Origin of the sequence: Campylobacter concisus, assembly GCF_002913545.1 — a bacterium.
Lineage (GTDB): Bacteria > Campylobacterota > Campylobacteria > Campylobacterales > Campylobacteraceae > Campylobacter_A > Campylobacter_A concisus_AV.
Window position 1 is genome coordinate 34,537 of sequence record NZ_PPBR01000033.1, and the last position, 25,437, is coordinate 59,973.

A 25,437-nucleotide genomic window follows, 5' to 3' on the forward strand; every position below is an offset into this window, starting at 1 on the left:
AAAAAAAAAACGATTTAAGCAATACTTTGGTTTTGTTTAGATAAAATCAGCAGAAATTTTTGTTTATAAGGAAAAAAAATGTCAAAAAGATGTGCGATAACTGGTAAAGGACCAATGGTAGGCAATAACGTGAGCCACGCCAACAATAAAACTAAAAGAAGATTTTTACCAAATCTTAGAACTATCCGTGTTACTCTAGAAGATGGCACAACAAGAAGAATAAAAGTTGCTGCTTCTACTCTAAGAACTATGAAAAAGCAGTCAAACTAAGAGATAAAATGAAGAGGAATTTATGTCTTTTCTCTCAAGACTTTTAAAATTCCTCAACTGGTCAAACTCCGCAAAACCAGAAATAAGCCTAGATACTGAGCTTTACGAACAACTAAAACCTTTTAGATTTCCACTAATTTCAGTGGTACTACTGTTACTTTTTGGAACACTAGGTTATATCTTTATAGATAACTTCTCTCTCATAGATGCCTTTTACCAAGCAGGTATGACCTTCACGACGGTCGGTTTTACCGAAGTTGCGCCTATAACTCCAAAGGGGCGAATTTTTACTATAACATTTATCCTTGTTGGCTTCATTATTTTTACGCTATCAATCGGTATCGTTGTAGAAGTTTTAAAAAGAGGCACATTAATTAGCATTTTAAAGGAAAGGCGTATGCTTTACAAGATCGCAAGACTAAAAAACCACTTCGTTATTTGTTATCACAACCTCTACACGATCGAGCTTAGCGCTCAGTTTCGTGAAAATCACATACCATTTGTAGTGGTCGATGACAGAGAAGATATCGCAGAATTAGCTCAAATTTACAAGTATCCATACTTCATAAAAGCTCAGCCTCATACTCAAATCGCCTTTTTAAAAACGCATCTATCAAGCGCAAAAGGCTTAATCACTCTTAGCCCAAATATCGCTGATAATATCGCGCTTATAGCTTCTGTTAGACTTTACGAAAAAGAGATAGGTCGCAAAAAACCTTACCATATCATCACAAACTCCGATAGTGAAGATGACACACAAAGGCTTAAAAAACTTGGTGCTGACAACGTCGTGAGCCCATCTCGCCTAGTCGCACAGCGCCTAAGTGCCATGAGCGTAAGACCTGATATGGAAAATTTACTCGAGCAATTTCTATACACAAAAAGCTCGCCTATCGACATAGAAGAAATTCTTGTGCCTGACTACTCTTGGATAAGGTTTAAAAGACTAAAAGAGACGCACCTAAGAAATATCACAAATGCTGACGTGGTAGGCATTAGAGACATAAATAACAAATTTATCCCAATGCCAAATGGCGACACTCTAATCGGTACAGGCACAAAGCTTTTAGTCATCGGCACAGTTGATGGCATACGTCTAACCAAACGCCTAGTAAAGAGCAAGCACAAGCCAGAAGAGCTAAAATACGTTTAGTTTTTGCATTTTGTGATAAATTTGGCTTAACCGCTATATGCTAGAAGCTTTTATAGATCTAAATTTGGATAGCCAAACATTTACAAAGCCTTGTTAGAATTTATAAATTTTTTACAGGAGCTACGTATGTTACACGAATACACTGATCTCATAAACGAGTTGAAAAAAGTTGATGTTCATTTTGCCGCACTTTGCAAAAAGCATGACGATCTAAATGAAAAGATAGATAGCAAAGCAGCGCAAGTCTCTGAGCTTGATGCCTTGAAAAAAGAAAAACTAAAACTAAAAGATGAAATTTACGCTCAAATTTTAAAATATAAAGAGCAAAAATAAAAAAACCATTTCCAAACCATTTTTTGCTTTTAAATCTTGGTTTGGAAAATTTTATTTCTAATAAAAATAATTTTTTTACAAAAAACCTTGACAAATGGCATTAAAGTCTATATAATTACAACTCTTAAAAACATTGGGGTATCGCCAAGCGGTAAGGCAACTGGTTTTGGTCCAGTCATTCAGAGGTTCGAATCCTCTTACCCCATCCATTTTTAAAAATCCCAAATAACTCTTGTCGCGGAGTAGAGCAGTGGTAGCTCGTCGGGCTCATAACCCGAAGGTCGGCGGTTCAAATCCGTCCTCCGCAACCAAATACCAAGGACTTTTACCACCTTTTAACTAAACACCAACTCCCACACCATCACGTATATCATCAACATTTAGATGCACGTAATGCAGGCTACTTTTAATATCTGTGTGACCCATAAAAGCCATCAGTTTATGAGCATTAAATCCCTTCAAACTCACTAACCTAGAAGCTACTGTATGGCGTAATACGTAAAGTCCGTGAGTGTTTCTAGTCCCTAAATATCCAAGATGGTTTCTCACAGCCCACCACATACGATTTGCTGTATCGTGATTTAGGTGGGTTATAGGACACTTATCAAGTGGTAGGTCTTTGCAGTTATTATAGGATTAATTAAAGTGTCAAATTTATTTCGTTAACGTCAAGAGCATTGCTTTTTTGTAGTTATGATATAGCTTCTTTTATGTATCAATTAGCACGTTATGCGAATTTGTTTCATAAAGAGTTTAAATATTTTTGTTAGCTATTTCTAAAATTTATTTTTGAATTTTTTACGATAGTTTTAATTTGCAAACTTTCATTATCCATTAAATTTAGTACTTAAATTCAAAAATTAACACATGGCTTTTTTATATCTTATTCGCAACACATCTAGCAAGTTCATCTTCGTTATCGCCCGGATATTCACTCCAAAAATCAATCTTCAAAATTTTTCCTAACTGCTTTGAATTTTGCAAATCATCCAGCCAACGACCATCTATATAATCAACCTTTTTAACTTCTGAGAGTAGAATTTCTTGTGTTTTTAGCTCGTAAGTTTTTCTAACAAATGTTCCATCGTAATCATCCTCTTCTTGTGCATCATTTAAAGATTTATACTTTTCTATACACTCTTCGTATCTCTTATACTCTTCATTGCCATAGTATAGCAAATTTACACTTTTATCTATCCTATGATTTACAAAGTCCATTAGCACTATATACTCTGGCACAGGACCGTTATTAACACTACTAAAATACCTTACAAGCTTAAAATCTTTTCCATCTAATGCAAAAACATATTCCCAGTGTCCATACCTGCCATGACCATAGAAAAATTTTAGCTCACTATTTTTTCTCTACTGCAAGCTCTGGTGGATAATAAACGCCACCATCTTCATTTGGACTCTCAAATATATCTTTCTTAGTTACTACAGACTCATATTTATCACCATTTGAGAGCAAGATCACGACACCACGACGATTTTTATTTACTATTTGACACCATTTATTGTCTTTGGTACTCTCATCGCAACCATCGCTAAACGGCATAAATTTTTCCTTAAATGTTTCTTGAGTTACTACAACTACATCCTCTATACCATCTTTATTTAGATCACCCTTGATGGCATCATATAATGCAGTTTGGTTTGGCAATGATACTTTCACTGCCGCTAGCATCTTATCATCTAGCTTGGATAAATTCTCTATCTCATACTCATCGCCAGAAAAAGGTATGCTCATCTTCTTTAGAGTTTTTAGCATAGATGTTGAGTTTTTCTCTATGTTACTCGCATTAAGATCTTTAGCAAAGCAGAAATTTAGTGCAAAAAGAATACAAATGAGAACTCCAAATTTAAACATTTTTATTCCTTTATCTTTATTTAAACCAAAATTTCTCTTTGGCCTTTTGCGTTTACAGGGCTTAAAACGCCCATTTTTTCCATCTGCTCGATTATATTTGCAGCTTTGTTATAGCCAATTTTTAAGCGTCTTTGTAGGTAGCTGATCGATGTTTTTTGCTCACTTAAGATGATCTCTTTTGCCTCTTCATAAAGCTCGTCAAGCTCATCTTCGCCTAGCGCACCAGCAACTGAGCCTGCACTAGAGCCCTCTTCTGCTAGAAATTTCTCATCGTAAATCACATCTTGTTGCTCTTTTAAGAAATTTACGATTGTTTCTATCTCTTTTTCACTCGCAAATGGCGCATGAAGCCTGATCACGCCAGGGCTTCCAGGAGGCGTAAATAGCATATCCCCGCGTCCTAGCAAGCTCTCAGCTCCCATTTGATCAAGGATGACCTTACTATCGATCCTCTGCCCTACTCTGTAGCTTATCCTGCTTGGTAAATTTGCCTTTATAAGGCCAGTCACGACGTCGACACTTGGGCGCTGGGTCGCTACTATCAAGTGTATGCCACTAGCCCTTGCCATCTGCGCTAGGCGTCCTATATAAAGCTCCACGTCTTTACCACTAGTCATCATAAGATCGGCCAGCTCATCGATGATCACGACGATGTATGGAAACTGCTCGCCGCCCTCGCTCTTCATCTTTTCGTTGTAGCTCTCTATATTTTTTGTGCGAGTTTGGCTCATTATCTTATATCTTCGCTCCATCTCAGCGACCATGTTTGAAAGCGCTGTGATCGCCTTTTTAGCCTCTGTGATAACAGGCGTCAAAAGGTGCGGGATGTCGTTATATATGCTAAATTCAAGCATCTTTGGATCGATCATCATTAAGCGTAAAGTTTGTGGGCTATTTCTATAAAGTAAGCTTAAAAGCATCGCATTTATGCCCACACTCTTGCCTGATCCCGTTGTACCTGCGATTAGTAAATGTGGGAGCTTTTTAAGGTCAGTCACAAAAGGAGCGCCCACGATATCTTTGCCAAGAGCCATGGTTAGCGGACTGCTCGCGTTTTTAAAGACTTCACTTTCTAAAATTTCTTTTAGATAGATCGTCTCTAAATTTTGATTTGGCACCTCGATGCCAACGACATCTTTGCCAGGGATCGGTGCTTGGATACGGATAGTTTGAGCTTTTAGCGCCATCGCTAGGTCATCTTGCAAGGTGAGTATTTTGCTCACTTTGATGTGTGGGGCTGGGCGAAACTCAAATGTCGTGACGATAGGACCAGTATAGGTTCGCACCACGTCGCCATCTATCTTAAATTTACGCAGTTTATCTAACAAATTTGAAATTTGCTGGTCGATCTCTGCCTCATTTATATTATGCGAGCGCTTTGGAGGGTCGTTTAGAAATTTAAGTGGCGGCAGGACAAAGTCTTTTGGTTTTTCGACCTTGCCGCGCTCTATCTGATCAAGAAGTTTTTTATTTTCAGCCACTTCATTTAAAATTTCAACCCCACTTATGGTTGCAGGTCTGCTCTCTTGTGCCGGCTCCATCTCTGGCTCTGGTTCACTCTCTAAATTTGGCTCATCATCATTTAGCACCTGAGCGTCTATAAGCTCTTCTTCTTTTATCTCTTCGGCTTTTGGCTTTTTGCGCTCTATCTTTGGTAACTGCCTTGCCCTTACCTCTTTTACGCTTCTGCTTTTTTCTTCATAGCCATTTGGCTCTTTATCTACAAAAGCCTTTCTTAAAACGATGATAAAATTTTCTCTAAAAGCAAGCCCAAGAGAGATGATAAATATCATAAGTATAGCAACCGCAGTGCCGATAGCGCCGATGACTTCTTTTAGCGCTGAGACTATAAAGCCGCCTATCACGCCGCTATTTGCTCCAGATGTTGTGAGAGCTTGAAACATCAAAAATGCGATAAAAAATAGAAAAATCCCAACTACAAACTGGGCAAAATCAAAGTCAAATTTCTTAAAATTTTTATATACAAAATAGCCTAAAACGATAAGTAAAAATGGATAAACATAGGCTATAAGGCCAAAATATTTAATATTAAAAACGCCAAGGCTTTGTCCAAGTGAGCCTACAAAATCAGCAGTCGGAGCAGCCGTAGCGATACCAAAATATATAAAAAAACAAACAAAAATAGTAAATAATATATGTCTTAAAATTTTAGATCCTTTTGTTAAAAAGGCTTATTATAGCACGCTTGAGTTTAATTTTTAAAAAATCAGCAAGCTAGGCCTGCTGATTTATCATTTTAGTTTAGGTAGTTTAGCAAGCTTAGTTGATTTATTTTAGCGCTTGCTTGAAGAGTAGCTTGATATGAGAGTGAAAGCTGTGTAAATTTAAGATATGACTCTGCATAGTCTGCGTCTATGACGTCATTTTTAACGGTTAGCACATTTACTTTCATGACCTCCGCACGCTGATTTGTCGCAGTTAGTAGCTTTGTTTGAGAGCCTATCTTTGTAAGCTCTTTATTTGCGTGATCTATCAAGTGATCTAGCCTTTTTAAAGCGCCCTGCATGCCGGTATTTCGCGGATCGTGATTGTTAGCATCTGCTCTATAGTAGCCATTTCTAACGGCAAATATCATATCATCAAGGTCTTGAAAAACGCTTGTGCTTGGCTCGTCTATCGTTAAAGCATTATTTTCGTTAAAGCTAAATACTGAGCCCTTGCCTTGAGGGTGGCTTGCAGCGCCAGCAGTGTTCATGCCAGTGCTATCTCCATCAAATATATCTCCATTTTTCGCATCATACATGGTTAGCTCTATATTTGTGACAGATTTTGTCTTGTCAGTTAAAACCATTCTGCCACGATCGTCTAAATTTACCTCTACTGCGCCTTTAGTCTTTGATAAGGCGTCTTTATAGGCATTATAGTTTTGATCTCTTCTTACCTTTTCGATATCTGTATCAAAGTTCGCATTTTCTGCGTGTGGAGGATTTGGGATGTTATCGCTTGCAGCCATCGCTACGATATCCATTAGCTGACGATATGTAAAGTCGCTTGCGTAGGTTCTGTAACTGCCAAATTCATCTGAGTTATAGACGGTCAAATTTCTAGTTGGAGATACCACGCCAGCAGCTGTTGTTGATGTTATTTGAAACTGCACTGGGGTATTTACGCCACCTGCTTCGCCCATTTTTACTTTGATGTCATACATTGTGCCAGTGATTGATTTTACTTGAAGACCTATCTCTTGATTGTCTATATTGTAAAGCTCTCTCTTTCTAGCATCAACATCTTTTGGGTATAAATTTCTATTATAGCTCTCTTTTGTGCCAGAGACCTCGCTTAGCTTTGTCTGATCAGTTGCAAACTCACCAGTTCTTCTAGCTACTTGAGGTAAATTTGCTATTAATTCATTATCCTTTCGCTCAAATCTAACCTTGTCATAGTCAAATGCGTTTGTTAAATTTCCATCTTTATCAAGGTATTTGCTCTTTGTAAATTCAGTTATATGAACCGTTTTTGGCACAGCATTTGCCATATTTTCAAGACTTTGTAGCGAATTTACCGTATCAAGGGTATTGTTTGGAGCTATCGCACCACGATTTGCCGCCACAGAAGTAGCTGCAACCATGTGAAAGTCTATCGTTTGATTACCTTTAGTAAGGTCTTTTATATTAAATTGTCCGTCGTTATTTATGCTCACATCGACAACTTTTGTCGTCTTTGTGTTGCCAAATTCCATACCGATCTTCTCCATCAAACCAGCCATTGACGTATCAGCACTCATCTTAAATTTGCTAGTAAATGTCGTGCCGTCTGGCTTTTTGCCCTGCATGAAAAAGTATGTGTCAGGAAAATTTACATTTGAAGTATCCAAAAAGTCGAAATCAGGCTCGATCGTGCCTTTATAAGAGCCGTCACTGCCCACGACTGAGTCGCTAGCGTAGTTTAGACCGATCATATTTTTTATCTTGCTATTTTCGTCAAGATATTTTGGCGCATAAGAGATGTCTGTTCTAGTTTGATCAGCCAGCATCACGTTTGTTGTTAAAATTTTGTTGTAGTCGCCATCTTTTCCTAAAAATAGATCAAATCCCGGGATGTTGTAAGGTAGCTCTACCTGCGCACCGGCTGAAGTTTTCATATAGTCGCGGTTGCCTTGATATTTGCCTGAGCCATCGATCGGCTTGGTATCTACGGCACTTCCTGAGAATAAAAACTGCCCATTTATAGAGGTATTTGCGATATTTACAAGGTGGTTTTTGATGCCTTGAAGGTCGTTTGCCAAAGCTTCAAGAGAGGTTGTGCTATGCACGTCGCTGGCTGCTTGAACGACTTTTGTTTTAAAATTTTCAAGCTGTTTTTCAAATTCTTTCAGCGCATTGTCCGTGTTTTTTGCAAAATTTACTGACTTACCAGTAGCATCTGCCACTTGAGTGAGAGTGGTCGCTTCATAATCAAGCCTCATCGCATCGTTATAAACCGCAGCACCGTCGTATGGATCTTGGATTTTAAGTCCGTTTGAGAGCTGCTGATAGCTTTTATTTACGCCAACCATATTTTTTTGATAGTCGTGCAAAGTCTGACTAAAACGTAGTTGATTTGTAATTCTCATAATTTTTCCCTAAATTTTTATTCACTCTAAGCAAGAATAATTCCGCTTTGTGATATATCGGTGAAAATTTGATTTTTTTTAGTGCAAAAAAGTTTTATTGTATAATCTGCCAAAATTTACATATATAAAATAGGAAAGAAAATGGCGCTAAAAATCCTCTTCTCACCAAGCGAAAGTAAAATTTCTCTAAACACAAGCGATAAATTTGATGGTAAAAATTTGATATTTTCTGAGCTTTTTAGCAAAAGGGCTGAAATTTTAAAAAGATATGACGAGTTTTTAAAAAGTGCAAATTTAGACGAGATAAAAAAACTTTTTGGACTAAAAGAGCTTGAGGATAGCGAGCAACTGCGAGAAAGCCTATCTAAAAAGGGTAGCATAAAAGCTATCTTAAGATATGACGGCGTTGCCTACAAGCACCTAAACTACCGCGGACTAAGCGATGACGCTCAAAAATATATAGATAATAATGTTTTGATATTTTCAAATTTATTTGGGCCAATTTTAGCAAAAGATGAGATAGCTGAATACAAACTAAAGCAAGGCGAAAAGCTAGCTGGCTTTGATATTTCTAAATTTTATGAGCAAAATTTTAGCAAGGCAATCGATAGCTTTTTAGAAAATGATGAAATTTTAGATCTTAGAGCTAAATTTTATGAGAAATTTTATGTGGTAAAAAAAGAATTTACGACATTTTGCTTTTTAAAAAACAAAAAGATACTAAGCCACCATGCAAAAGCTTATAGAGGTGAGGTTTTGCGCCAGATCGCAAATGCTAAAGTGACAAACAAAGATGAGCTAATGGCTCTAAATTTTGAAAATTTAAAGCTTGTAGATATAAAAAAGATAGGGCTAAAAAACGAGCTTACGTTTGAAATTTGTGAGTGAAAGTTCAAATTTTGGTCTTTTTTACTAAAAAAATGCAAAAAAAGAGCTAAATTTAGGGAAAAAGTATTGTATTTTTTTTTAAAAGAGTGTAGAATTGCCGCATAACTTCTTAAAAGGATGGTTCATGAAAAAAGCTGAATTTATTCAAGCGGTTGCCGACAAGGCTGGTCTTTCAAAAAAAGATACTCTAAAAGTTGTTGATGCTACTTTGGAGACAATCCAAGCGGTTCTTGAAAAAGGCGATACAATTAGCTTTATAGGCTTTGGTACTTTCGGTACTGCTGACAGAGCTGCAAGGAAAGCTAGAGTTCCTGGAACCAAGAAAGTAGTCGACGTTCCTGCTAGCAAAGCAGTCAAATTCAAAGTTGGCAAAAAACTTAAAGAAGCAGTTGCTGCTGGTGCTGCTAAAAAAAGCAAAAAGAAATAATTTTCTTTTTCGGGGAGCAAGTCTCCCCTTTTCTTTCTTCTCACAAATTTAAAATTTCAATCTTAACTTAGCCCGAGTGGTGAAACTGGTAGACGCGTCAGACTCAAAATCTGATAAGGGCAACCTTGTGTCGGTTCGAGTCCGACCTCGGGCACCATTATACAATATCTTAAAAAAATCAAAGAAATACAACGACATATAGTTATATGTAATTATTTTTACATAATTACATAGTAATAAATACTTAATCACTGGAACACCTTCTGCTTTAAAATATACAAGAAGCTAGGAGGCAAGCCATGAATAATATTAGCATCTTAGGCACAAATGTAAATTCATACACTAAGCAACAACACAAACAAGATAGGTCTACAAATTTTAGTGATCTTATAAAGCAAAATGCCAAAGAAAAGATTAGCGAGCCAAACCAAGAGCCAGCTAAATTTACTTATATCTCTTCTTCACAAAATAGCCTCGTCTCTTTAAATTTTAACGATCTTCAAGCTTATGGCTACACAGTAGATAAAACTGGCTTTATGGGAGCTGATTTTAACAAAGCAGCAGGTTTGCCACAAGACTTTAAAATCCATAAAAGCACGCTTGATGAGCTTAGTAGATTTGCCGAGCGCAACCATGTGCTAAACCGCATCAAAAGCAATGACGAGCAGATAAAGATCTTTGACAACATCGATATGGCTGACACCATAAAGCACTACTACAGACTATTTGATCAAATGACCTCTGCTTTAGGCGATGATAAAAAGAGCTACACCCTTGCAGATATAGGCAAACTACCAAAAGGTTACAGCACGAAAGGCACTCACTATGATGCCAAAGGACACCTGCTAAAAGATCTATCAAACTCTACTATCTCAAACATCTACTCTAGCACTGATGAGCTAAATAGCGCTAAGTCTCTTAGCAAAGAGCTTTCAAGTGCAGGCGTTAGGCTCATAGTAAAAGAGGTTGATTTTACGATGAGCGAAGCAGGCGATGAGTTTAGCTTCAACCCTGATATGTCGGTATATCAAGCAGATGAAGGTTACAGCAAAGAAGCTCTTTTCATGGGATTTTTACGTAGTTCTAGACCACTACCTAGTGATAGTGCAAAGACTAAGCTAAGTAGCGCTGCCTTAAATGATATCTCAAGCACTGGAGAGCATAAAGAGTATTTTGTGGATTTTGAAAAAGTGGGTAAAGATAGCGAGAGCATAAAAGCGCTCATAAAAGAAAGACTTAAAGAGCTAACGCTTTTAATGTATGCAAGATCAAAGAACACTAGCGCAGAAAGTGTTACTTCAAACGAATATGAGAAATTTAAACCAACTAGCGAGGATATAAATTCTCTAGCAAATTCTTGGAGTGAGAGGATAAGCTCTATCAGCAATACTTTTGTGTATGGATAAGTCATATATAAACTAAATTGTTGAAAGGTCGATTTAGTTATTGATTATACTCTAGCCCATAAAAGCATTAAGCCTAAGTAGGTTGAATGTATATTCTTTAGCTGAATGTGTGTTAGTGTATAAAACAGCATTGCTGGATAGGTGGTAGCAAGATGCTCTAATGCAAATTAATACCATAAAAAAGAATTAAAACCTATGAAAGAGATGCTGGAATATCTAAACAAAGCGAGACCTTAACAATGCTTAATAATATAACCTATTCGCCAAATCTAAATAACAATTCACTATTTGAAGGAAAAGAATTCGCAAGTAGAGTTAATTATAAGAAAGTGATGGGCAATAGCACAAACTTTACTGGAGCTTTTAAATCCTACAATGATGATAAACAAACCATTTGGGGCAAAAAGTCAGATGATGATCTAGAAGGACAAAAGATACGTCAAACTTTAGAAAGATTTGGTGTGTCTTTTAGTAATGAGGGTCGCGAGCTTCTCGAGTCGTCTAATATAAGTGTAGATGAATTTATTGAGAGGTATTCTAAAGTTATAAATAGGAGTATGCCACAAGAGATTGGTGATGATAGACTAATGGATCAAAAAAGCGATCATGAAGAACAAGACAATCAAACTGATACACAAAAACAAGAAACCTTTAAGCCTATGCAAGTAACTAAGAAATTTAAAACTTATGATATGCAAGCTGACGAGAAATTTAAAGAATTCTACAAATTTATAAAAACTGAATTTGATAATGGCGAAAGCATATTTGAAATTTTAGAAAAAGTCGCAAATAAAAAAGTGGATAAAACCGTATAGAGGGTCAAATTTAAAGCAATCACTACTTTATACAATAAATAAGATAGCTATTTTTTATCCATCAAGCCATCTTATTTAAAATTTGCTTCTTGTCTATCTTTTGCATAAGCTCTAAGACATCTATGCCTCTTTTTTCTTTGAAATTTAAAAGCTCTCTTGCATAGAGAAATTTCTGATCCTTATTTATATCATAGGTCTCATACTTCTTCTTAACCTGCATAGGTTTAAATTTTTTCTCAGCCTGCTCTTTAGCAAAATTTGCATTGTATTCTTGCTCTTCTTTGATTATCTGCTTCCTTTGTTCTTCAACATCCTTTGTTGCTTTTTCTCTTGCTTTGGCAAATAAAGTTTTAAATTCATCTATGCCTAGATCAGTCCTTTTTAAGAGGTTAAGAGATTCATTGTTATAGTTTGGATATAGAGAAGACATGCTGTCCATAAAGGCTCTTAGGTCAGCCTCCTCTTCTTTTGTGCCAAGACCTATCATCTTACCTTCTATTGTTGGTTTGCCGTCTATAGAGTTATCCCTCAGAAAATCCATATAACCTTGAAGCTCCCAATCTATCGCTTTTTCTATGGTTTCTGGATATTTTCCGTATAGAGCCCTTCGCTCTTCTGATGAGTATTTGTTTGATAGCATACTATCTATTTTATCTATGGTTTTTGTTATCCAGTCTTCCGTTCCTTCTTCTATACCGATTATCTTATCTAGTCCAGCACCAAATGGTCCTTGCATATAAGCATCAACTTTAGCTTTCTCATCTTCTGCAGATAAATTTTTATTGCCGTGAGCTATGTAGTCATCTAAAATTTCTTTGTATTGCATCGATCCATTATAGGTAGTAATAAACATTTCAGCTCCCCTTATGCCGTCTTATCCACTTTAAGCTTTGCCACTTTTTCTAAAATCTCAAACATACTCTTGCCACTATCAAATTCACTCTTTATAAATTTATATATCTCCTTAAATCTCTCATCGGCTTCAAGCTTATAGGTTTGAGATTTTTTCGTAACTTGTATAGGTGCAAATTTCTTCTCTTTCTTCTCTTCTTCGTTTTGTGTTTCAAGATCATTTATGGAATTTATGGTCTCTTTTGCTAGCTCCTCGTCAAGCTCTAAACCAAAGCGCTCATTTAGTGCAAATTTAGCCCATTTGCCTTTAAACTCATCAACACTCATATCGCTATCAAGTAGTTCAGCTGTCTTACTACCGCCAAAAGCTATAAAAGAGAGGATTTTTTTATTTGCAAACTGATCTATAAAATCATCAACGCTAAGCTTTTTACTATTTAATGGATCTTTAAAAATCCCCTTTGGCTCAAATGCTGGATTTCTCTCAAGCCCTAAAACACCGCTATCATCTATAAATTTCTTTAGCTCATCTATCTCATCTTTTGAAAAAGTGTCGTCATAGCCCATTAGCTTGCCAAGTATGCTTACTCTTGGCTCTCCTTCACCTTTTACAAATCCAGTGAGTGAGTGATCATATCTGTCGTATTCTCTTGCTCTTTCTTTGTCATCTAGCCTTGCATACTTAGTAAATGTCATACCATGACCCATATCGTTACTAAGTATCTCGTTTATATCGTTAAATTTAAAACCCATCTCCCTTGCTATGTTCTCTCTTGAGAGATAGTTAGAGGTTGAAAGATTATTAGAAATTTGCATTTTACTGTCCTTAGTTTTTATGATCACCAAAGCGTTACATCAAATTTCGTCTTTTTTGTAAAAAAGTTTATATAAGTATTTATTTGCAAATTAGGCTTTACATCAAAAAAGTAGCTAAAAGTTAGAAAAAATAGATAAATTTCAAACTATCATCACTGCAGCTACGGCAAATCCGCCGTCGTGAGTTATACTAAGGCTTGCTTCTTTGATATTAAAATTTGTATAAATTCTTGGGCTAAATTTTATCTTTGGTGCGTTTCTTGCGTCTTTGCTGAGCACAATGTCTAAAAAGCCACACTCTTTGCTGATGCCCACACCAAGGGCTTTGCTAGCTGCTTCTTTGGCCGCCCAAAATCCAGCCAAAGTCGCATCATTTTTTGCTAGCGCGATCTCATCATCGCTTAAAAATCTCTTTAAAAAAAGTTCGCCGTGACGAGCCTTAAGTCTTGAAATTCTATCTATCTTAACGATATCGATGCCTATCATTGCACCACAAAATCAGTAAAAAATATGTTTTTGATGTAGCCATCATTTAGCACTTCATTTAGCTTGCCGACGATTTCGTCTTTTAGTCTATCCTTGCCCTTTGCAGTGCTTACTTCTTCGTATGTTTTAGAAGAGAGCGTTCTTATAATGATATCTCTTAAAAGTGCCTTTTTCTTATCAAGCTCGGCAGTTAGTAGCTCGTCGCTTTGCTCTAGATCAATCTTAGTTTTAAGAAACCTTGATCCATTTTCACTAAGTAAATTTACGACAAACTGATCAAGCGGATATATCGGTCCCATGTTCGAATAGTCGTTGCCACCGCGTTTTGCTTTATTTTGAGCGGGTGCTGGTTGAGTTTGAGTCTGAGCTGGTGTTTGCGCCATATTTGCCTCTTTTGGCTCGTCAGAACTAAGCATCAAAAACGCCACTAGCCCTCCGATAACTAGCAATAAAACAAATATCGCGATGATGATTATCATCAAAGCGCCATTGCCACCTTTTTTTGCTTTTTTCTCTTCAACTTCTTCAGCCATCTTTCCTCCTTTAAGTTTTGGCTATAATTATACAAAAAATTCACAAAAATGAGAAAAGATGATACATAAAACCAACGCCGCTAGGCTTTTAGACAAGCTAAAAATAGAGTATGAGATACTTGAGTACGAAGTCGATCTAAACGATCTTTCAGCCGTTCACGTAGCAGCTAGTACCAAGCAAGATATAAAGCAAATTTATAAGACGATCGTCTGCCAGTGCGAGCCTAAAAATTTTGTCGTCGCTTGCTTGCAAGGCGATCTGGAGCTTGATCTAAAAGCACTTGCTCATGCATGCGGGGCCAAACGCTGCGAGCTTATAAATTTAAAAGACTTAGAGAAGATCACCGGCTACATCAGAGGCGGCTGCTCGCCACTTGCTATGAAAAAGCACTTTGCGACCTTCATCGATGCGCGAGCAAAAGAGCAAGAGTACGTGCTAGTAAGCGCTGGAGTAAGAGGCAAGCAGATAAAGATAGCTCCAAACGACCTTTTGAAGGCTTGCGAAGCGGATTACGCTGATATCGCCAGGCTAGCCCTTTAAAAACTCTATAAATTTAAACTTCTCGCCTAAAAACTCAGGCGAGAGTAGAAATTTTGCCTGTTTTGCGGCATTTTCGTAGGCTTGCTTGCTGCCTTTTTCAAGTACCAAAGATAAAATTTCATCCACGCCAAAGTCGCAAACCAAAGCATCATTTTGTTTTTTAAATTTAAGTATCAAAAAACCAGCCTCGCAAAAAGCCTCTTTTACCTGCTTAAAACAAAGGCTATAAGTTAGATCTGAGCTTTTAAAATATGGCTCGAGGTTTGAAATTTCAAATAAAGAAAAAACTTGATGGTCTTTAAAAACTCTTAGACTAAATTCATTTTTTGGTTCAAATTCGCCGTAGTCAAAGCTTAAAAATCTCACCTTTTTTGCCGCATTTGCAAGCTGGAGCGCAAATTTAGCGTAGCTAGTTGATATCTCGCCCTTTTTTATGCCAAATTTCTTTGCAAGGGCTAGTAAATTTTGATCCGCTTTTTGCCAGTGAAATTTTAGATCGCTATCCACAAAAAGCATATTATCTGCGTCTATCACCTCACAGCTAAATGCGTCAAGCAGCTCATTTGATATGACAAAAATTTCATCAAACGAGCACTCGTCTAAATTTTCATAGTGCCCTACTTTAACCTCGTCACCAAAGCGTTTTTTGAAGGTTTCAAGCTGTTTTTTACGTAAAATTTCATGAGGTTCGATGATGATAAACTCTAAATTTGGCAAAATTTCTGGCTCAAGTGTAAATATACCTTGCGCAAAATCAGCCAGCATATCGCCAGAATTTGCGCCGATCTCTACGACCTTGCAAGAGCTAGAAATTTCGCCGTTTTTAAGTAGCTTTACAAAGTAGTTTGCAAGGCAGGCACCAAAGAGGTAGCCAACACTTACATTTGTGTAAAAATCACCCTTTTTGCCGATATCTACGCCAAATTTATAGTAGTTTTCATTGACCCAGATATCAAAAAACTCGCTAAATTTCATAGATCAGGCAGCTTCCAGCCCCTATAAAATGCAAACATCCTGACTGTTATGCCAGCAGCTAGCAAGAGCATGGTAAAAAATATGTTGGTAAGGCCTAGATGATAGAGGATAAAGTAAGCAAGTCCCACGCCAAGGCTTATCGTGCCGTAAAGTCCTGTGCGCAAAAACCATGGGACTTCATTTAGCAAGATATCTCTTAAGATACCGCCACCAACGCCGTTAAAAAAGGCGATCATCATGACGCCAAAGATGTTGTAGCTATACTCAATGGCAACCATCGCTCCAACGATAGAAAAACAGATAACGTCGATCGCATCGGCAAATATAAAGACAAATTTCTTCTCCAAACCATCTCTTTTTATATGCAAATTTGTGATCCTAGATACAACAAGCATAAAGATGACGACGCTTACTGGCATGTAGTGAGTGAATGAATAAACTGCCCTGCCAACGAGCATATCACGCACAATACCGCCTCCAAGTGCGGTCAAAAATGCAGACAAAAAGACGCCAAGCCAGTCACACTCTCTTTTTACTGCAAACAAAAAGCCACTAAGCGCAGCTGATGCGATACCGACGTATTCTACAAAAAGTATTAAGCTCATATTTTTTCCTTAAAAATGGGCATTTTATAATGAAATCTCATAAAATTTCATTAATAAATTTTTAAATAATAGTTTATTTTAGGCTATAATAACAAAAATTTTAAATAAGGAAATTTGATGAAAAAAATTCTAACTTTGCTCTTTTTGATCGGCTCATTTTTTGCGTTAAATTTAAACGCTGACGTGATCCAAAATCAAAAACTAAAAAACGCGATAAACATTTTAAATGCTTTTGGCACTAGAAATTTAAAACCAAATACCAAATTTACAGGCATCAAAGCCATCGCTATCATCCCAGACGTGACAAAAGCAGGTGCGATCATCACTGGCTCAAAAGGCAAAGGCGTATTTATCGCTAAAAACGACGATGGCGAGTGGTCAAGCCCATTTTTTGTAAATTACACATCTGGCAGCATCGGACTTCAGCTAGGATATAGCTCAGCAGATATGATCATCTTGTTTAAAAACTCAGAAGCCTACGCAAGCTTATTTAACGCAAAAGATACGATCAGCCTAAAAGCAGAAGCAACTGGCGGCGTTGGCAACGAAGTGGCGATAGCTAGCGATTTGCCTGAAATTTCAGCATTTGTAGAGGAGCGTGGCAAGACTAGTGGAGCTTTTGTTGGCGTTAGCTTAGACGTGGCAAGACTTAAGATAAATGCACAAGATACAAACGACTACTACGATAGAATGTATGAATTTGAAGATATCTACAATAACAGCCCAAAAGCTAGCAAATATACAATCAAATTTAAAGAGATAATCTCAAAATACTTTTTATAAAAACCTCGCAACTTGGCTCTTTCAGAAGAGTCAAGCTCTTTTTTGACATTTTAAAGATTTTAGAAATTTAATTTATAAATTAGCAAGATTATGGCTTAGCCTTTTGCTAAACCATAAATAGTGATACAAAGCGTTTTTTAGGGATCGGAGAAAATTGAGTCATATATTCAAACGCCTCTTCGTAGTCGCCGTCTGTGTATTGCGCGACTTGCTCGATAAGCTCGTAAAGCTCTTCGTCATCCATCGAGTCAAAGCTGCCTCTATTTTCCAAAACCTCTAACAAAACGGCGTCTAATTCTAGCTCGTCGTAAGTCATTTCGTTCCTTAATTCTGATTTAAAAAATGCGAAACTATACCAAAAGAAGCTTATAAAATACTTTACTTTAAATTCGTAAGAAATTTTATGCATTTTTTAGTAGCAAAGTTGTAAAATCTTTACTTTCATTATCAATTTGATAGGGATTTTGTGGAAGACTTTGAACTATTTTACAAGCATTTTAACGAGTTTTTAAAAGCTTTTGGTCAAAAAGGCTCTGAGATAAAAGAGCAAATTTTGCGTGTGCTTTTTGCTAGCAAGTCACATCTAAATGCTCAAGAAATTTGCCAAAAAATTTATGAAACTTACAAAAATGAAATTTCAATGACTTCTATATATACCTTTTTAAATTTTCTTGAAGAGCACCATTTGGCAAATAGTTTTGAGCAGAATGGTGTTAAAAATTACGAGCTAAATTTAAAATCCTCTCACGATCACCTGATATGTGAAATTTGTGGCAAAGTGGTTGATTTTGAAGATGAGATGATAGAGCAAAGACAAGATCAAATTTGTAGCCAAAGATCGTTTAATGCTGAGTCTCATAAGATGATACTTTATGGAATTTGCAGTGATTGTCAAGCAAAAAATGGGATTTAAATTTATCATTTCATTTTACTTTTTGATAATGAAAGACAAAAAAATTTCAGATTTGTTTAAGTTACATAATAGATAATACGACATCAATATAAAAGGAAAATAAAAGGAAACAAATGGATATAAAAACACAAACTTTAGCACAAGTTGCAAGCTATTTTTCGATGATAGCTCACACAAATGGCAGACTAAGAGTAAGGGTTAGCCCAAAGATAAAAGAGCTAAGCAGTAGCGTAAATTTAGCCAGTTTAGATGACATGATAGCTCAGATAAATGGCATAAAAAATGTTAAATTTAACAAGATAATCGGCTCTGTAACGATCGAATACGATCATGAAATTTTCCCTAAAAATCTCTGGGAGGATCTCTTAAAAGGGCAAAATTTAGAAGAAATTTCAGCCAAAGTAAATGAAGTAGCAAGAGAAGTAAAATATGCTTAACGAGCTTTTAAACGCCTCTTATACGAGCGAAAAAAACGCACTCAGGCTATATGAAAGTCTAGCTTCATTTGGCGAAGTATTTGATCAAATCGCAAGTGTGAGAAAAAATGCTATCGTCTTGATAGAAAAATTTGCAAGTGCGCATGAGTATGAGCTTGTTTGCGAAAATGAAGCTATCTTTTTGCCAGCAAAAAATAAAGAAGATGCGCTAATAGAGGCACTAAACTATGAAAATGAGCTAAACAAAATGTATGAAAAATTTTGTGAAAGCTTAGACGATGAGGAGCTAAAAGATCTATTTTTTAGACTTTGGGCTACTTCAAATAATGAATATATCGCCTCTTTAAAGCACTGCTTAAAAGAAATTTATAGCGGATGTGAGGCAAAAAATGAGCTAAATTTAAATGAAATTTCACAAAATTTTGAGCAAAATGGCATAACAAACATTTTAGAAAGCTATCAAAATGACTTTAATGAGATAACTAAAAGCTTGCAAAATATCGCAAGTGGTAAGGCTGATAAAAGCGAGTTGGCAAAGATCACAAACAATCCAAATTTCTCGTTTTTTAGCGGACTTGCGCTTGGGGCATTAGGCATTTCAGTAGTTAGCAAAAATTTAAATAAGGATGAAGAAGATGAATAATTTACAAAATCAAACAAAGAAAGGATTTAAAATGGCATTACCATTTTTAGCAGGTTTAGCAGTAGGCGGTTTAGCAGTAGTTGCTTGGAGTAAAAGAGATAAGATCAAAGAGTGCGCCAAAGATGGCTTAGATAAAGGCAAAGAGGCTGCAAAAGATCTTTATAAAAAAGGTAAAAACGTCGCAAAAGACGCAAAAGACTTCATGGTCAAAGAAGAGAAAAAAGCGAAACGTGGCGTTAAAAAAGTAGAAAAAGAGGCTGAAAAAGTGGTTAAAAAAACAAGAAAACCACGTGCTAAAAAGCCAGCAGCTCCAAAAGCTATCACACCAAACGATATAGCTTAAGGATAGATAATGCAAGAAAATAGTCTTTTTACACTTTCAAACACAAGACTCCCATTTGATCACTTCATCAGTGGAGCCTTGATCGCTGGCATGGGTGCGGCCGCGCTTGGCTTTAGCGACTATCTAAACAACAGAGCAACTAAAAAAGATGTCGCTAAAAAGATAGCAAAATACGCCGTAACTGGCGGTTTTGTAGGTGCTGTTGGCATTCATGCTTCAAATTTGATAGCGCAAAAAAAATATCTAAACGCAGCGGCTTTTACTGCAGCTGGCATCGGCGGTCTTTTGATAGCTGAAGAACTAATAAAATTGGAGAGTAAATAATGAATAACCCTTATATCAATGAAGAAAACGCAAACGAAGTAGCAGCAAATGACGCAGCAGCAACTCAGCCAAGTGCAGTTGATAATGCGATAAACAATGCAGCTCAAAATTTACCATTTGTACCTGAAAATTTTAACGCAGCTGGCTTTGTAAAAGGCCTACTTTTAGGCGGCATAGCAGCTTATGTGCTAACCAATCCAAAAGCACAAGAGTGCGTATTTAAAGCGATCATCAAAGGTGGCGAGCTAATAAACGCTGGCATAGAAGAACTAAAAGAGCGTTTTGAAGATGTCAAAGCAGAACTTGACTCACAAAAATAAGGTCACTCTAGCTCACAAGAGCAAAAATAGAGCGAGGTTTATTTGCGAGAGCCTAAACGCTAGAAGCGATGTTAGCGCCATCGAGGCTGCGATCTCAGAGCGAACCGATGCAAAAAGCGTGCGTGTAAATAAATACGCAAAAAGCATAGTTGTCGAGTTTGATAAGAGCTATGAGAAAATTTTAGATTTTATAAAAAGCTATGATTTTCCAACCAAGCCAAAAGATGAGAGCCTGCCTAGCAAAGCAAATATCTACAAAGCTGCTGCTGCACTTGGAGTAACGCCATTTATGAGTAATAAAACTCTAAAATCAGCCGTAACTCTTTACGCCACAGCTCCAAATTTAATAGAAGGCGCAAAAGAGCTAAGGCATGAGGGCATCACCTCAAAAGTGCTTGAAGCAACAGCTATTGGCACAAGCCTTGCAATGGGTGATCATTTGGCTGCAAATAGCACAAATTTGATGATAAATATCGGCGAATACATGGAAGAAAGTGCTAGCCACAGAAGTGATGATCTCATCAAAGAGCTAGCCAAACCAAACATCGAAGAGGTCTGGGTCGAGCGAAATTTAAACGGTGAAAAGACACTTGAAAAAGTAAAAACCGAAAATTTAAAAAAAGGCGACATCGTAGTAGTCGGAGCTGGAGAGACGATAGGCGTTGATGGCTACATCGTCGAGGGTAATGCTGACGTCAATCAAGTCTCAATGACTGGAGAAGCAGAACCCGTGGCAAAAGCTAGAGGCGACCGCGTCATAAGTGGCACTGTTGTCGATGAAGGTAGGATCAAAATTTGGGCTGAAAACGTAGGTAGCGACACCGCAACCGCAAGGATCAAAGAGTACATCCAAACTTCACTTAATGAAAAATCAGCCATCGGCGTAAAAGCTCTAAAACTAGCTGATAAACTAGTGCCAGTCACACTCTCTCTTGCTGGGCTTTCGTATGTTATAAACAAAAATATGAACAGCGTTGCAAGCGTGCTTCAGGCTGACTACTCTTGCGCGCTTAAGCTTGCTACGCCAGTTGCGTTTAAGTCAAGCATCTCAAAGGCTGGCAGAAACGGCATCCTCATAAAAGGCGCAAAGGCGATCGAGGCTCTAAGTTCGGTTGATACATTTGTCTTTGACAAAACCGGCACTCTAACTCACGGACGCCTAAGTGTGGTTGAAATTTACTCTTTTAAAGATGGATTTTCAGAGGCTGATATCTTAAATTTAACCGCAAGTGCCGAGGAGCACTACTTCCACCCAGTGGCTGAAGCGATAGTTGAGGCTGCAAATAAGCGTGGATTTAGCCATATTCACCACGACGAGGTCGAATTTATCGTGGCTCACGGTGTAAAAACTGCGATGCATGGCAAAGAGGTCGTTATCGGCAGTAGGCACTTTTTAGAAGATGATGAGATGATAAGCTTTAAAGCTCACGAAGCGCTTATAAACAAGGCTCTACAAAGCGGTCTAACCTTGCTTTACGTAGGATACGACAAAGAGCTTGTTGGCGTCATAGCCATGAAAGATGATATGAGAGCAAACGCTAAAGATATGGTGGCAAAACTACGAAATCTTGGCGTAAAAGAGATAGTTATGCTAAGTGGCGACATAAAGAGCAAGGCTGAAGAGGTAGCGCGCGAGCTTGGGCTTGATAGGGTCTATGCTGAGTGCTTGCCAACGGACAAAGCAGCGATCATCGAAGAGCTAAAGAGTGAGGGCAAAAAGGTCGCTTTTGTAGGTGATGGCATAAATGACGCGCCAAGCTTAACAAAAGCAAATGTTGGCATAAGCATGCACAAAGGTGCTGATATCGCCAAAGCAACAGCTGATATAAGCCTTTTAAAAGATGACATCATGAGCGTAGCGCTTGCAAAAGAGCTTGCTAATAAAACTATGAAGTTAATTAGCTCAAATTTCCGCTCGACCGTTGGCGTAAATACAGCCATACTAAGTGCCGCAACGCTTGGCATGCTAAATCCAATAGCAACTGCCATGCTTCACAATGGCACGACGATCTGGCTTCTGCTCAACTCAATGAAGGGCGTGAAGATCAAGTCAAAATAAATTTGAAAGGATAGATGGTGTTTGAGAATTTCTTAAACTTTTTAAACGGCAAAATGGATGTAGCCAACGACTTTTTATATGGATATTTTTTGGTTATCATCCTTGTAGCTTCAGGAATTTACTTTAGCTACCTTACCCGTTTTGTGCAGTTTAGGATGTTTTTTGAAGCTTGCAGAGTTCTGGTAGAGAAAAAGGATAAGTATAACAAGCACCATCTAACGCCGTTTCAAGCACTGATGATCTCGACTGCTTCGCGTGTCGGCATCGGCAACATCGCTGGAATTTCAGCTGCCATCGTCGCAGGTGGTCCAGGAGCACTTTTTTGGATGTGTTTGATGGCGTTTTTAGGCTCAGCTTCAGCCTTTATCGAGAGCACTTTGGCTCAAATTTATAAAACCAAAGATGTCTTTGGCTTTAAAGGTGGCCCAGCTTACTACATCAAAAACGGGCTTGGCATAAAGTGGCTTGGCTCTTTATTTGCCATCATCCTCATCATCACCTATGCTTATGGTTTTAACGGGCTTCAAAGTTACACCATGACCTCTGCTTTTGAAATTTACTACGACAAAGCAGGCAGCAACATCACCTTTGCACAAAGCGGCTTGCCTATTGGCATCGGACTTATCCTTACAGCATTTACGGCTGTGATGTTTTTTAGTAAGAGCCACATCATCGGTAAAGTTAGCTCATACATCGTGCCTTTTATGGCGCTTACTTATATCTTGCTAGCTATCATCGCGATCGTTTTAAATTTCAAAGAAATTCCAGCCGTCATCAAGATGATCATAGAAAGCGCATTTGATTTTAAAGCGATCTTTGGTGGATTTGCTGGAAGCGTGATCGTGATAGGCATAAAAAGAGGACTTTTCTCAAACGAAGCTGGCATGGGCTCAGCGCCAAATGCGGCGGCTGCGGCGCACACAAGTCACCCAGTCAAACAAGGGCTAGTGCAAGCAATGGCGGTCTTTATCGATATGACGATATGCGTCGCCTCTGGTATGATCGTGCTTTTTTCTCAAGCATATCTTACAAAACAAACTGGTGTAAGTGGCGAAGTGCTAACCGCCCTACCCCTTGTTCAAGCAGCGATGAAAGAGTATTTTGGCGACTTTGGACTACATTTTACGACCCTTGCAGTAGTGCTATTTGCCATCACATCGCTCATCGGCAACTACTACTACGCACAGGCAAATATGAAATTTCTAACAAAAAGCAAAAATTTAACGCTAGCATTTAAGATCACAGCAGTGATTATGATATTTATAGGCGCTCAGATGAACTTAAAACTAGCTTGGAATATCGCTGATATCACGATGGCAGCTATGGCTACGATAAATATCATCGCCATTTTCTTGCTATCAAAAGTGGTGATAATAGCGATAAAAGACTACGAAGCTCAAAGAAAAGCTGGTAAAAATCCAGAATTTGACCCAGAGAGTCTAGGCATAAAAAATACAAGCTGCTGGAGCAAAAACTAAAGGAGAAAATTTGGGAAAAGATATAAAGATAAGCGGCAAACTACTAGATCTAAATACCCACAGACAAGTAGCAAAGGTCGGCATGAGCGTCACTTTGGCATCTGTTTGCCTAAGCGCACTTTTTATGAAAAATAGATCTGTTAAAAAATTCCACGTAGTTTCTGGCATCGCATTTACATGCTTTGCGCTTTACCACGCTGGACTTTACGACAACGGCATCTTTAAAAAGATGATCGTAAAAGCAAAAACCGCTTCAAAAAAGGCATAAAATGAGACTAAGCGACGCTGAAATTTTAGACTACATAAACGAGGACCTACCCTACTTTGACCTCACAACGTCGCTTCAAAATATCGATAAAAAAGCCTCGCTTGAAATTTACTCGCGTGATGAAATTTGCGTTAGCTGCATAGATGTGGCAGCAAGCATAGCAAGGCTACTTGGCTGCGAGAGCGAAATTTTTGTCAAAAACTCTCAAATTTGCAAGGCTGGCGATGTGATCATAAAAATTTATGGTAGCTACGAAGACGTGCATAAGGCTTGGAAACTAGCCCAAGTCGCACTAGAATATGCTAGCGCCATCTCAACCTACACAAACAAAATGTCAAAAGCTGCAAAAAGTGTCAATGAAAAATGCGAAGTCTTAGCAACCAGAAAGAGTTTCCCATTTGCAAAGAAATTTTGTGTAAAAGCCGTGCTTGAAGGCGGTGGCGGTATGCACAGACTTGGACTTAGCGACAGCGTTCTTTTCTTTAAAAATCACATAAAAGCCTGCGCTAGTTTTGATGAATTTATCTCACATTTGCCAGAATTTAAAGCCAAAATGGTCGAGCGAAAGATCTGCGTCGAGGCTGAAAATTTAGATGAGACGAGCAAGCTTTTGAAAGCAAGATGCGACGTCGTGCAGTGTGATAAATTTAGCCCAGAGCTTATCAAAAACGTGCTAGCTTTAAGAGATGAAATTTCACCAAATACTATGATCTTAGCAGCTGGGGGCGTAAATTTGGCAAACGCAAAAGATTATGCAAATGCCGATGCGATAGTCACTTCTGCGATGTATTCAAAAGGCGTTGCTGACATCAGCGCAAGACTTGAAATTTTGTAAAATTTTACAAATAAAAATACATATTAACCTTTATAGCAAATAATAAGCCTCTACCAAATTTTTAAAATTTACTAGAGTTTTAATCCGCATGCGCTATCAAAAGATTTCGATCAAATTTTAAAATTTCATGAGCGAGTAATTTCGGCTCTAAAATTTGAGCTAAGCGATAAGCGAAGCCAAATTTTAGTAGTCAATTCTTGCGAGCGAATTGAATTTTAAAATTTGCAAAAATTAAACCCCAACCCAGTATAAACCAGGTTGAAATTTATTAAGATTTATGAAGCAGTTTGATTAAAATTTATTCTTTCTTACTTCACTTACTATTGTCTTAGCCATGTTATCAACATCGCTTGTTACTTCATTAGCTTTATTAGCAATTACCACGTTTTCTTTTGTTAGATTATCTATTTGAGCAACTGATTGATTTATCATATTTATGCCTTCACTTTGCTCTTTGATTGATTCACTCATTTCATTTATTGATTGAGCTA

General features: G+C 37.6%; 30 protein-coding genes, 3 tRNA genes and 3 pseudogenes. 22 read left to right on the forward strand and 14 right to left on the reverse strand.

Going from position 1 to position 25,437, the window contains the following annotated elements; translation table 11 throughout:
* The first annotated feature begins 78 nt into the window (after positions 1-78).
* From rpmB to CYP05_RS02150, 5 genes are all read left to right on the forward strand, one after another.
* Positions 79-270 carry a 50S ribosomal protein L28 gene (gene rpmB / locus CYP05_RS02130; protein ID WP_002942221.1) on the forward strand — a complete coding sequence of 64 codons (192 nt, stop codon included), beginning with the start codon at positions 79-81 and terminating at the stop codon, positions 268-270.
* Positions 271-292: 22 nt separating this feature from the next.
* The gene (locus CYP05_RS02135) at positions 293-1,423 is read left to right on the forward strand and encodes a potassium channel family protein (RefSeq protein WP_009293929.1); all 1,131 of its coding nucleotides are present in this window, start codon (positions 293-295) and stop codon (positions 1,421-1,423) included.
* A gap of 126 nt (positions 1,424-1,549) precedes the next feature.
* Positions 1,550-1,756 (forward strand): DUF465 domain-containing protein, encoded by a 207-nt coding sequence (locus tag CYP05_RS02140; protein WP_103641859.1) that lies wholly within the window; start codon positions 1,550-1,552, stop codon positions 1,754-1,756.
* Between the two features lie 134 nt (positions 1,757-1,890).
* Positions 1,891-1,965, forward strand: a tRNA-Gln gene (locus tag CYP05_RS02145).
* A 27-nt stretch (positions 1,966-1,992) separates the two neighbouring features.
* Positions 1,993-2,067, forward strand: a tRNA-Met gene (locus tag CYP05_RS02150).
* Between the two features lie 28 nt (positions 2,068-2,095).
* On the opposite strand, the gene CYP05_RS02155 is transcribed toward CYP05_RS02150, so the two are convergent.
* The 6 genes and pseudogenes from CYP05_RS02155 to CYP05_RS02175 all read right to left on the reverse strand — a co-directional run bounded on the left by CYP05_RS02155 (position 2,096) and on the right by CYP05_RS02175 (position 8,199).
* Entirely contained in the window at positions 2,096-2,350 is a 255-nt protein-coding gene (locus CYP05_RS02155; RefSeq protein ID WP_258031497.1) for a site-specific integrase, read from the reverse strand.
* Between the two features lie 282 nt (positions 2,351-2,632).
* Complete coding sequence (locus tag CYP05_RS02160; RefSeq protein ID WP_103641861.1) at positions 2,633-2,995, reverse strand: hypothetical protein; 363 nt, start codon at positions 2,993-2,995, stop codon at positions 2,633-2,635.
* 115 nt (positions 2,996-3,110) lie between these two features.
* The gene (locus CYP05_RS02165) at positions 3,111-3,626 is read right to left on the reverse strand and encodes a hypothetical protein (RefSeq protein WP_103641862.1); all 516 of its coding nucleotides are present in this window, start codon (positions 3,624-3,626) and stop codon (positions 3,111-3,113) included.
* Positions 3,627-3,646: 20 nt separating this feature from the next.
* A pseudogene (locus CYP05_RS02170) lies at positions 3,647-5,110 on the reverse strand (DNA translocase FtsK); the annotation flags it as partial.
* A gap of 273 nt (positions 5,111-5,383) precedes the next feature.
* Positions 5,384-5,794: pseudogene (locus tag CYP05_RS10320) on the reverse strand (DNA translocase FtsK 4TM domain-containing protein); the annotation flags it as partial.
* An 89-nt stretch (positions 5,795-5,883) separates the two neighbouring features.
* Complete coding sequence (locus CYP05_RS02175; protein WP_103641864.1) at positions 5,884-8,199, reverse strand: flagellin; 2,316 nt, start codon at positions 8,197-8,199, stop codon at positions 5,884-5,886.
* 141 nt (positions 8,200-8,340) lie between these two features.
* Between CYP05_RS02175 and CYP05_RS02180 the strand changes: the two genes are divergently transcribed.
* The 5 genes from CYP05_RS02180 to CYP05_RS10095 all read left to right on the forward strand — a co-directional run bounded on the left by CYP05_RS02180 (position 8,341) and on the right by CYP05_RS10095 (position 11,735).
* Positions 8,341-9,087, forward strand: a complete 747-nt coding sequence (locus CYP05_RS02180) for a YaaA family protein (protein WP_103641865.1) — start codon at positions 8,341-8,343, stop codon at positions 9,085-9,087.
* Positions 9,088-9,211: 124 nt separating this feature from the next.
* Positions 9,212-9,514, forward strand: coding sequence for an HU family DNA-binding protein (locus tag CYP05_RS02185; RefSeq protein ID WP_103641866.1), 303 nt, complete (start codon positions 9,212-9,214; stop codon positions 9,512-9,514).
* Positions 9,515-9,584: 70 nt separating this feature from the next.
* Positions 9,585-9,671: transfer RNA gene (locus CYP05_RS02190), tRNA-Leu, on the forward strand.
* 142 nt (positions 9,672-9,813) lie between these two features.
* Complete coding sequence (locus CYP05_RS02195; protein WP_258031494.1) at positions 9,814-10,920, forward strand: Cj0814 family flagellar-dependent secreted protein; 1,107 nt, start codon at positions 9,814-9,816, stop codon at positions 10,918-10,920.
* A 239-nt stretch (positions 10,921-11,159) separates the two neighbouring features.
* A complete protein-coding gene (locus tag CYP05_RS10095; protein ID WP_258031495.1) occupies positions 11,160-11,735 on the forward strand; it encodes a hypothetical protein in 576 nt (191 codons plus the stop codon).
* Positions 11,736-11,796: 61 nt separating this feature from the next.
* Here CYP05_RS10095 and CYP05_RS02205 read toward each other — a convergent pair whose 3' ends face one another.
* The 4 genes from CYP05_RS02205 to fliL form a co-directional block, all read right to left on the reverse strand.
* A complete protein-coding gene (locus CYP05_RS02205) occupies positions 11,797-12,588 on the reverse strand; it encodes a cell surface protein (protein ID WP_430747655.1) in 792 nt (263 codons plus the stop codon).
* Between the two features lie 11 nt (positions 12,589-12,599).
* Entirely contained in the window at positions 12,600-13,403 is an 804-nt protein-coding gene (locus tag CYP05_RS10100; protein ID WP_103641867.1) for a hypothetical protein, read from the reverse strand.
* Positions 13,404-13,544: 141 nt separating this feature from the next.
* Positions 13,545-13,889 (reverse strand): holo-ACP synthase, encoded by a 345-nt coding sequence (acpS, locus tag CYP05_RS02215; protein ID WP_103640227.1) that lies wholly within the window; start codon positions 13,887-13,889, stop codon positions 13,545-13,547.
* Entirely contained in the window at positions 13,886-14,422 is a 537-nt protein-coding gene (gene fliL / locus CYP05_RS02220) for a flagellar basal body-associated protein FliL (protein ID WP_002942267.1), read from the reverse strand. Before fliL ends, acpS begins: the two co-directional genes overlap by 4 nt.
* 58 nt (positions 14,423-14,480) lie before the next feature.
* Here fliL and ybaK point away from each other — a divergent pair, with 58 nt between their 5' ends.
* Positions 14,481-14,963 (forward strand): Cys-tRNA(Pro) deacylase, encoded by a 483-nt coding sequence (gene ybaK / locus CYP05_RS02225; protein WP_103641868.1) that lies wholly within the window; start codon positions 14,481-14,483, stop codon positions 14,961-14,963.
* Here the strand turns inward: ybaK and CYP05_RS02230 are convergent.
* Positions 14,952-15,938, reverse strand: a complete 987-nt coding sequence (locus tag CYP05_RS02230; protein ID WP_103641869.1) for an SAM-dependent methyltransferase — start codon at positions 15,936-15,938, stop codon at positions 14,952-14,954. The genes ybaK and CYP05_RS02230 overlap by 12 nt on opposite strands.
* Positions 15,935-16,543, reverse strand: a complete 609-nt coding sequence (locus tag CYP05_RS02235; protein WP_087582202.1) for a trimeric intracellular cation channel family protein — start codon at positions 16,541-16,543, stop codon at positions 15,935-15,937. The genes CYP05_RS02230 and CYP05_RS02235 overlap by 4 nt, the downstream gene beginning before the upstream one ends.
* Positions 16,544-16,660: 117 nt before the next feature.
* Between CYP05_RS02235 and CYP05_RS02240 the strand changes: the two genes are divergently transcribed.
* Positions 16,661-17,326, forward strand: coding sequence for a lipid-binding SYLF domain-containing protein (locus tag CYP05_RS02240; protein WP_087582203.1), 666 nt, complete (start codon positions 16,661-16,663; stop codon positions 17,324-17,326).
* 106 nt (positions 17,327-17,432) lie between these two features.
* Here CYP05_RS02240 and CYP05_RS02245 read toward each other — a convergent pair whose 3' ends face one another.
* Complete coding sequence (locus tag CYP05_RS02245) at positions 17,433-17,642, reverse strand: hypothetical protein (protein ID WP_002942234.1); 210 nt, start codon at positions 17,640-17,642, stop codon at positions 17,433-17,435.
* A gap of 150 nt (positions 17,643-17,792) precedes the next feature.
* Between CYP05_RS02245 and CYP05_RS02250 the strand changes: the two genes are divergently transcribed.
* The 10 genes from CYP05_RS02250 (at position 17,793) to modD (ending at position 24,946) form a co-directional block, all read left to right on the forward strand.
* Positions 17,793-18,239 carry a Fur family transcriptional regulator gene (locus CYP05_RS02250; RefSeq protein WP_103641870.1) on the forward strand — a complete coding sequence of 149 codons (447 nt, stop codon included), beginning with the start codon at positions 17,793-17,795 and terminating at the stop codon, positions 18,237-18,239.
* Positions 18,240-18,352: 113 nt separating this feature from the next.
* Positions 18,353-18,676, forward strand: a complete 324-nt coding sequence (locus CYP05_RS02255; RefSeq protein WP_002942231.1) for an HMA2 domain-containing protein — start codon at positions 18,353-18,355, stop codon at positions 18,674-18,676.
* Positions 18,669-19,319 carry a ferritin-like domain-containing protein gene (locus CYP05_RS02260; RefSeq protein ID WP_103603640.1) on the forward strand — a complete coding sequence of 217 codons (651 nt, stop codon included), beginning with the start codon at positions 18,669-18,671 and terminating at the stop codon, positions 19,317-19,319. Before CYP05_RS02255 ends, CYP05_RS02260 begins: the two co-directional genes overlap by 8 nt.
* Before the next feature lie 31 nt (positions 19,320-19,350).
* On the forward strand, positions 19,351-19,662 hold the full coding sequence (locus CYP05_RS02265; protein WP_035142523.1) for a hypothetical protein: 312 nt from the start codon (positions 19,351-19,353) through the stop codon (positions 19,660-19,662).
* A 9-nt stretch (positions 19,663-19,671) separates the two neighbouring features.
* Complete coding sequence (locus tag CYP05_RS02270) at positions 19,672-19,986, forward strand: hypothetical protein (protein WP_009293949.1); 315 nt, start codon at positions 19,672-19,674, stop codon at positions 19,984-19,986.
* The gene (locus CYP05_RS02275; protein ID WP_012001864.1) at positions 19,986-20,306 is read left to right on the forward strand and encodes a hypothetical protein; all 321 of its coding nucleotides are present in this window, start codon (positions 19,986-19,988) and stop codon (positions 20,304-20,306) included. Before CYP05_RS02270 ends, CYP05_RS02275 begins: the two co-directional genes overlap by 1 nt.
* Positions 20,275-22,365, forward strand: a complete 2,091-nt coding sequence (locus CYP05_RS02280; protein WP_410369097.1) for a heavy metal translocating P-type ATPase — start codon at positions 20,275-20,277, stop codon at positions 22,363-22,365. The genes CYP05_RS02275 and CYP05_RS02280 overlap by 32 nt, the downstream gene beginning before the upstream one ends.
* 14 nt (positions 22,366-22,379) lie before the next feature.
* Complete coding sequence (locus CYP05_RS02285; protein WP_035145198.1) at positions 22,380-23,843, forward strand: alanine/glycine:cation symporter family protein; 1,464 nt, start codon at positions 22,380-22,382, stop codon at positions 23,841-23,843.
* Positions 23,844-23,853: 10 nt separating this feature from the next.
* A complete protein-coding gene (locus CYP05_RS02290) occupies positions 23,854-24,111 on the forward strand; it encodes a hypothetical protein (RefSeq protein WP_021088499.1) in 258 nt (85 codons plus the stop codon).
* Between the two features lies 1 nt (position 24,112).
* Positions 24,113-24,946: a ModD protein gene (gene modD, locus CYP05_RS02295; protein ID WP_103641871.1), complete on the forward strand. Its 834-nt coding sequence runs from the start codon at positions 24,113-24,115 to the stop codon at positions 24,944-24,946.
* Positions 24,947-25,237: 291 nt separating this feature from the next.
* On the opposite strand, the pseudogene CYP05_RS02300 reads toward modD, so the two are convergent.
* A pseudogene (locus CYP05_RS02300) lies at positions 25,238-25,437 on the reverse strand (methyl-accepting chemotaxis protein); the annotation flags it as partial.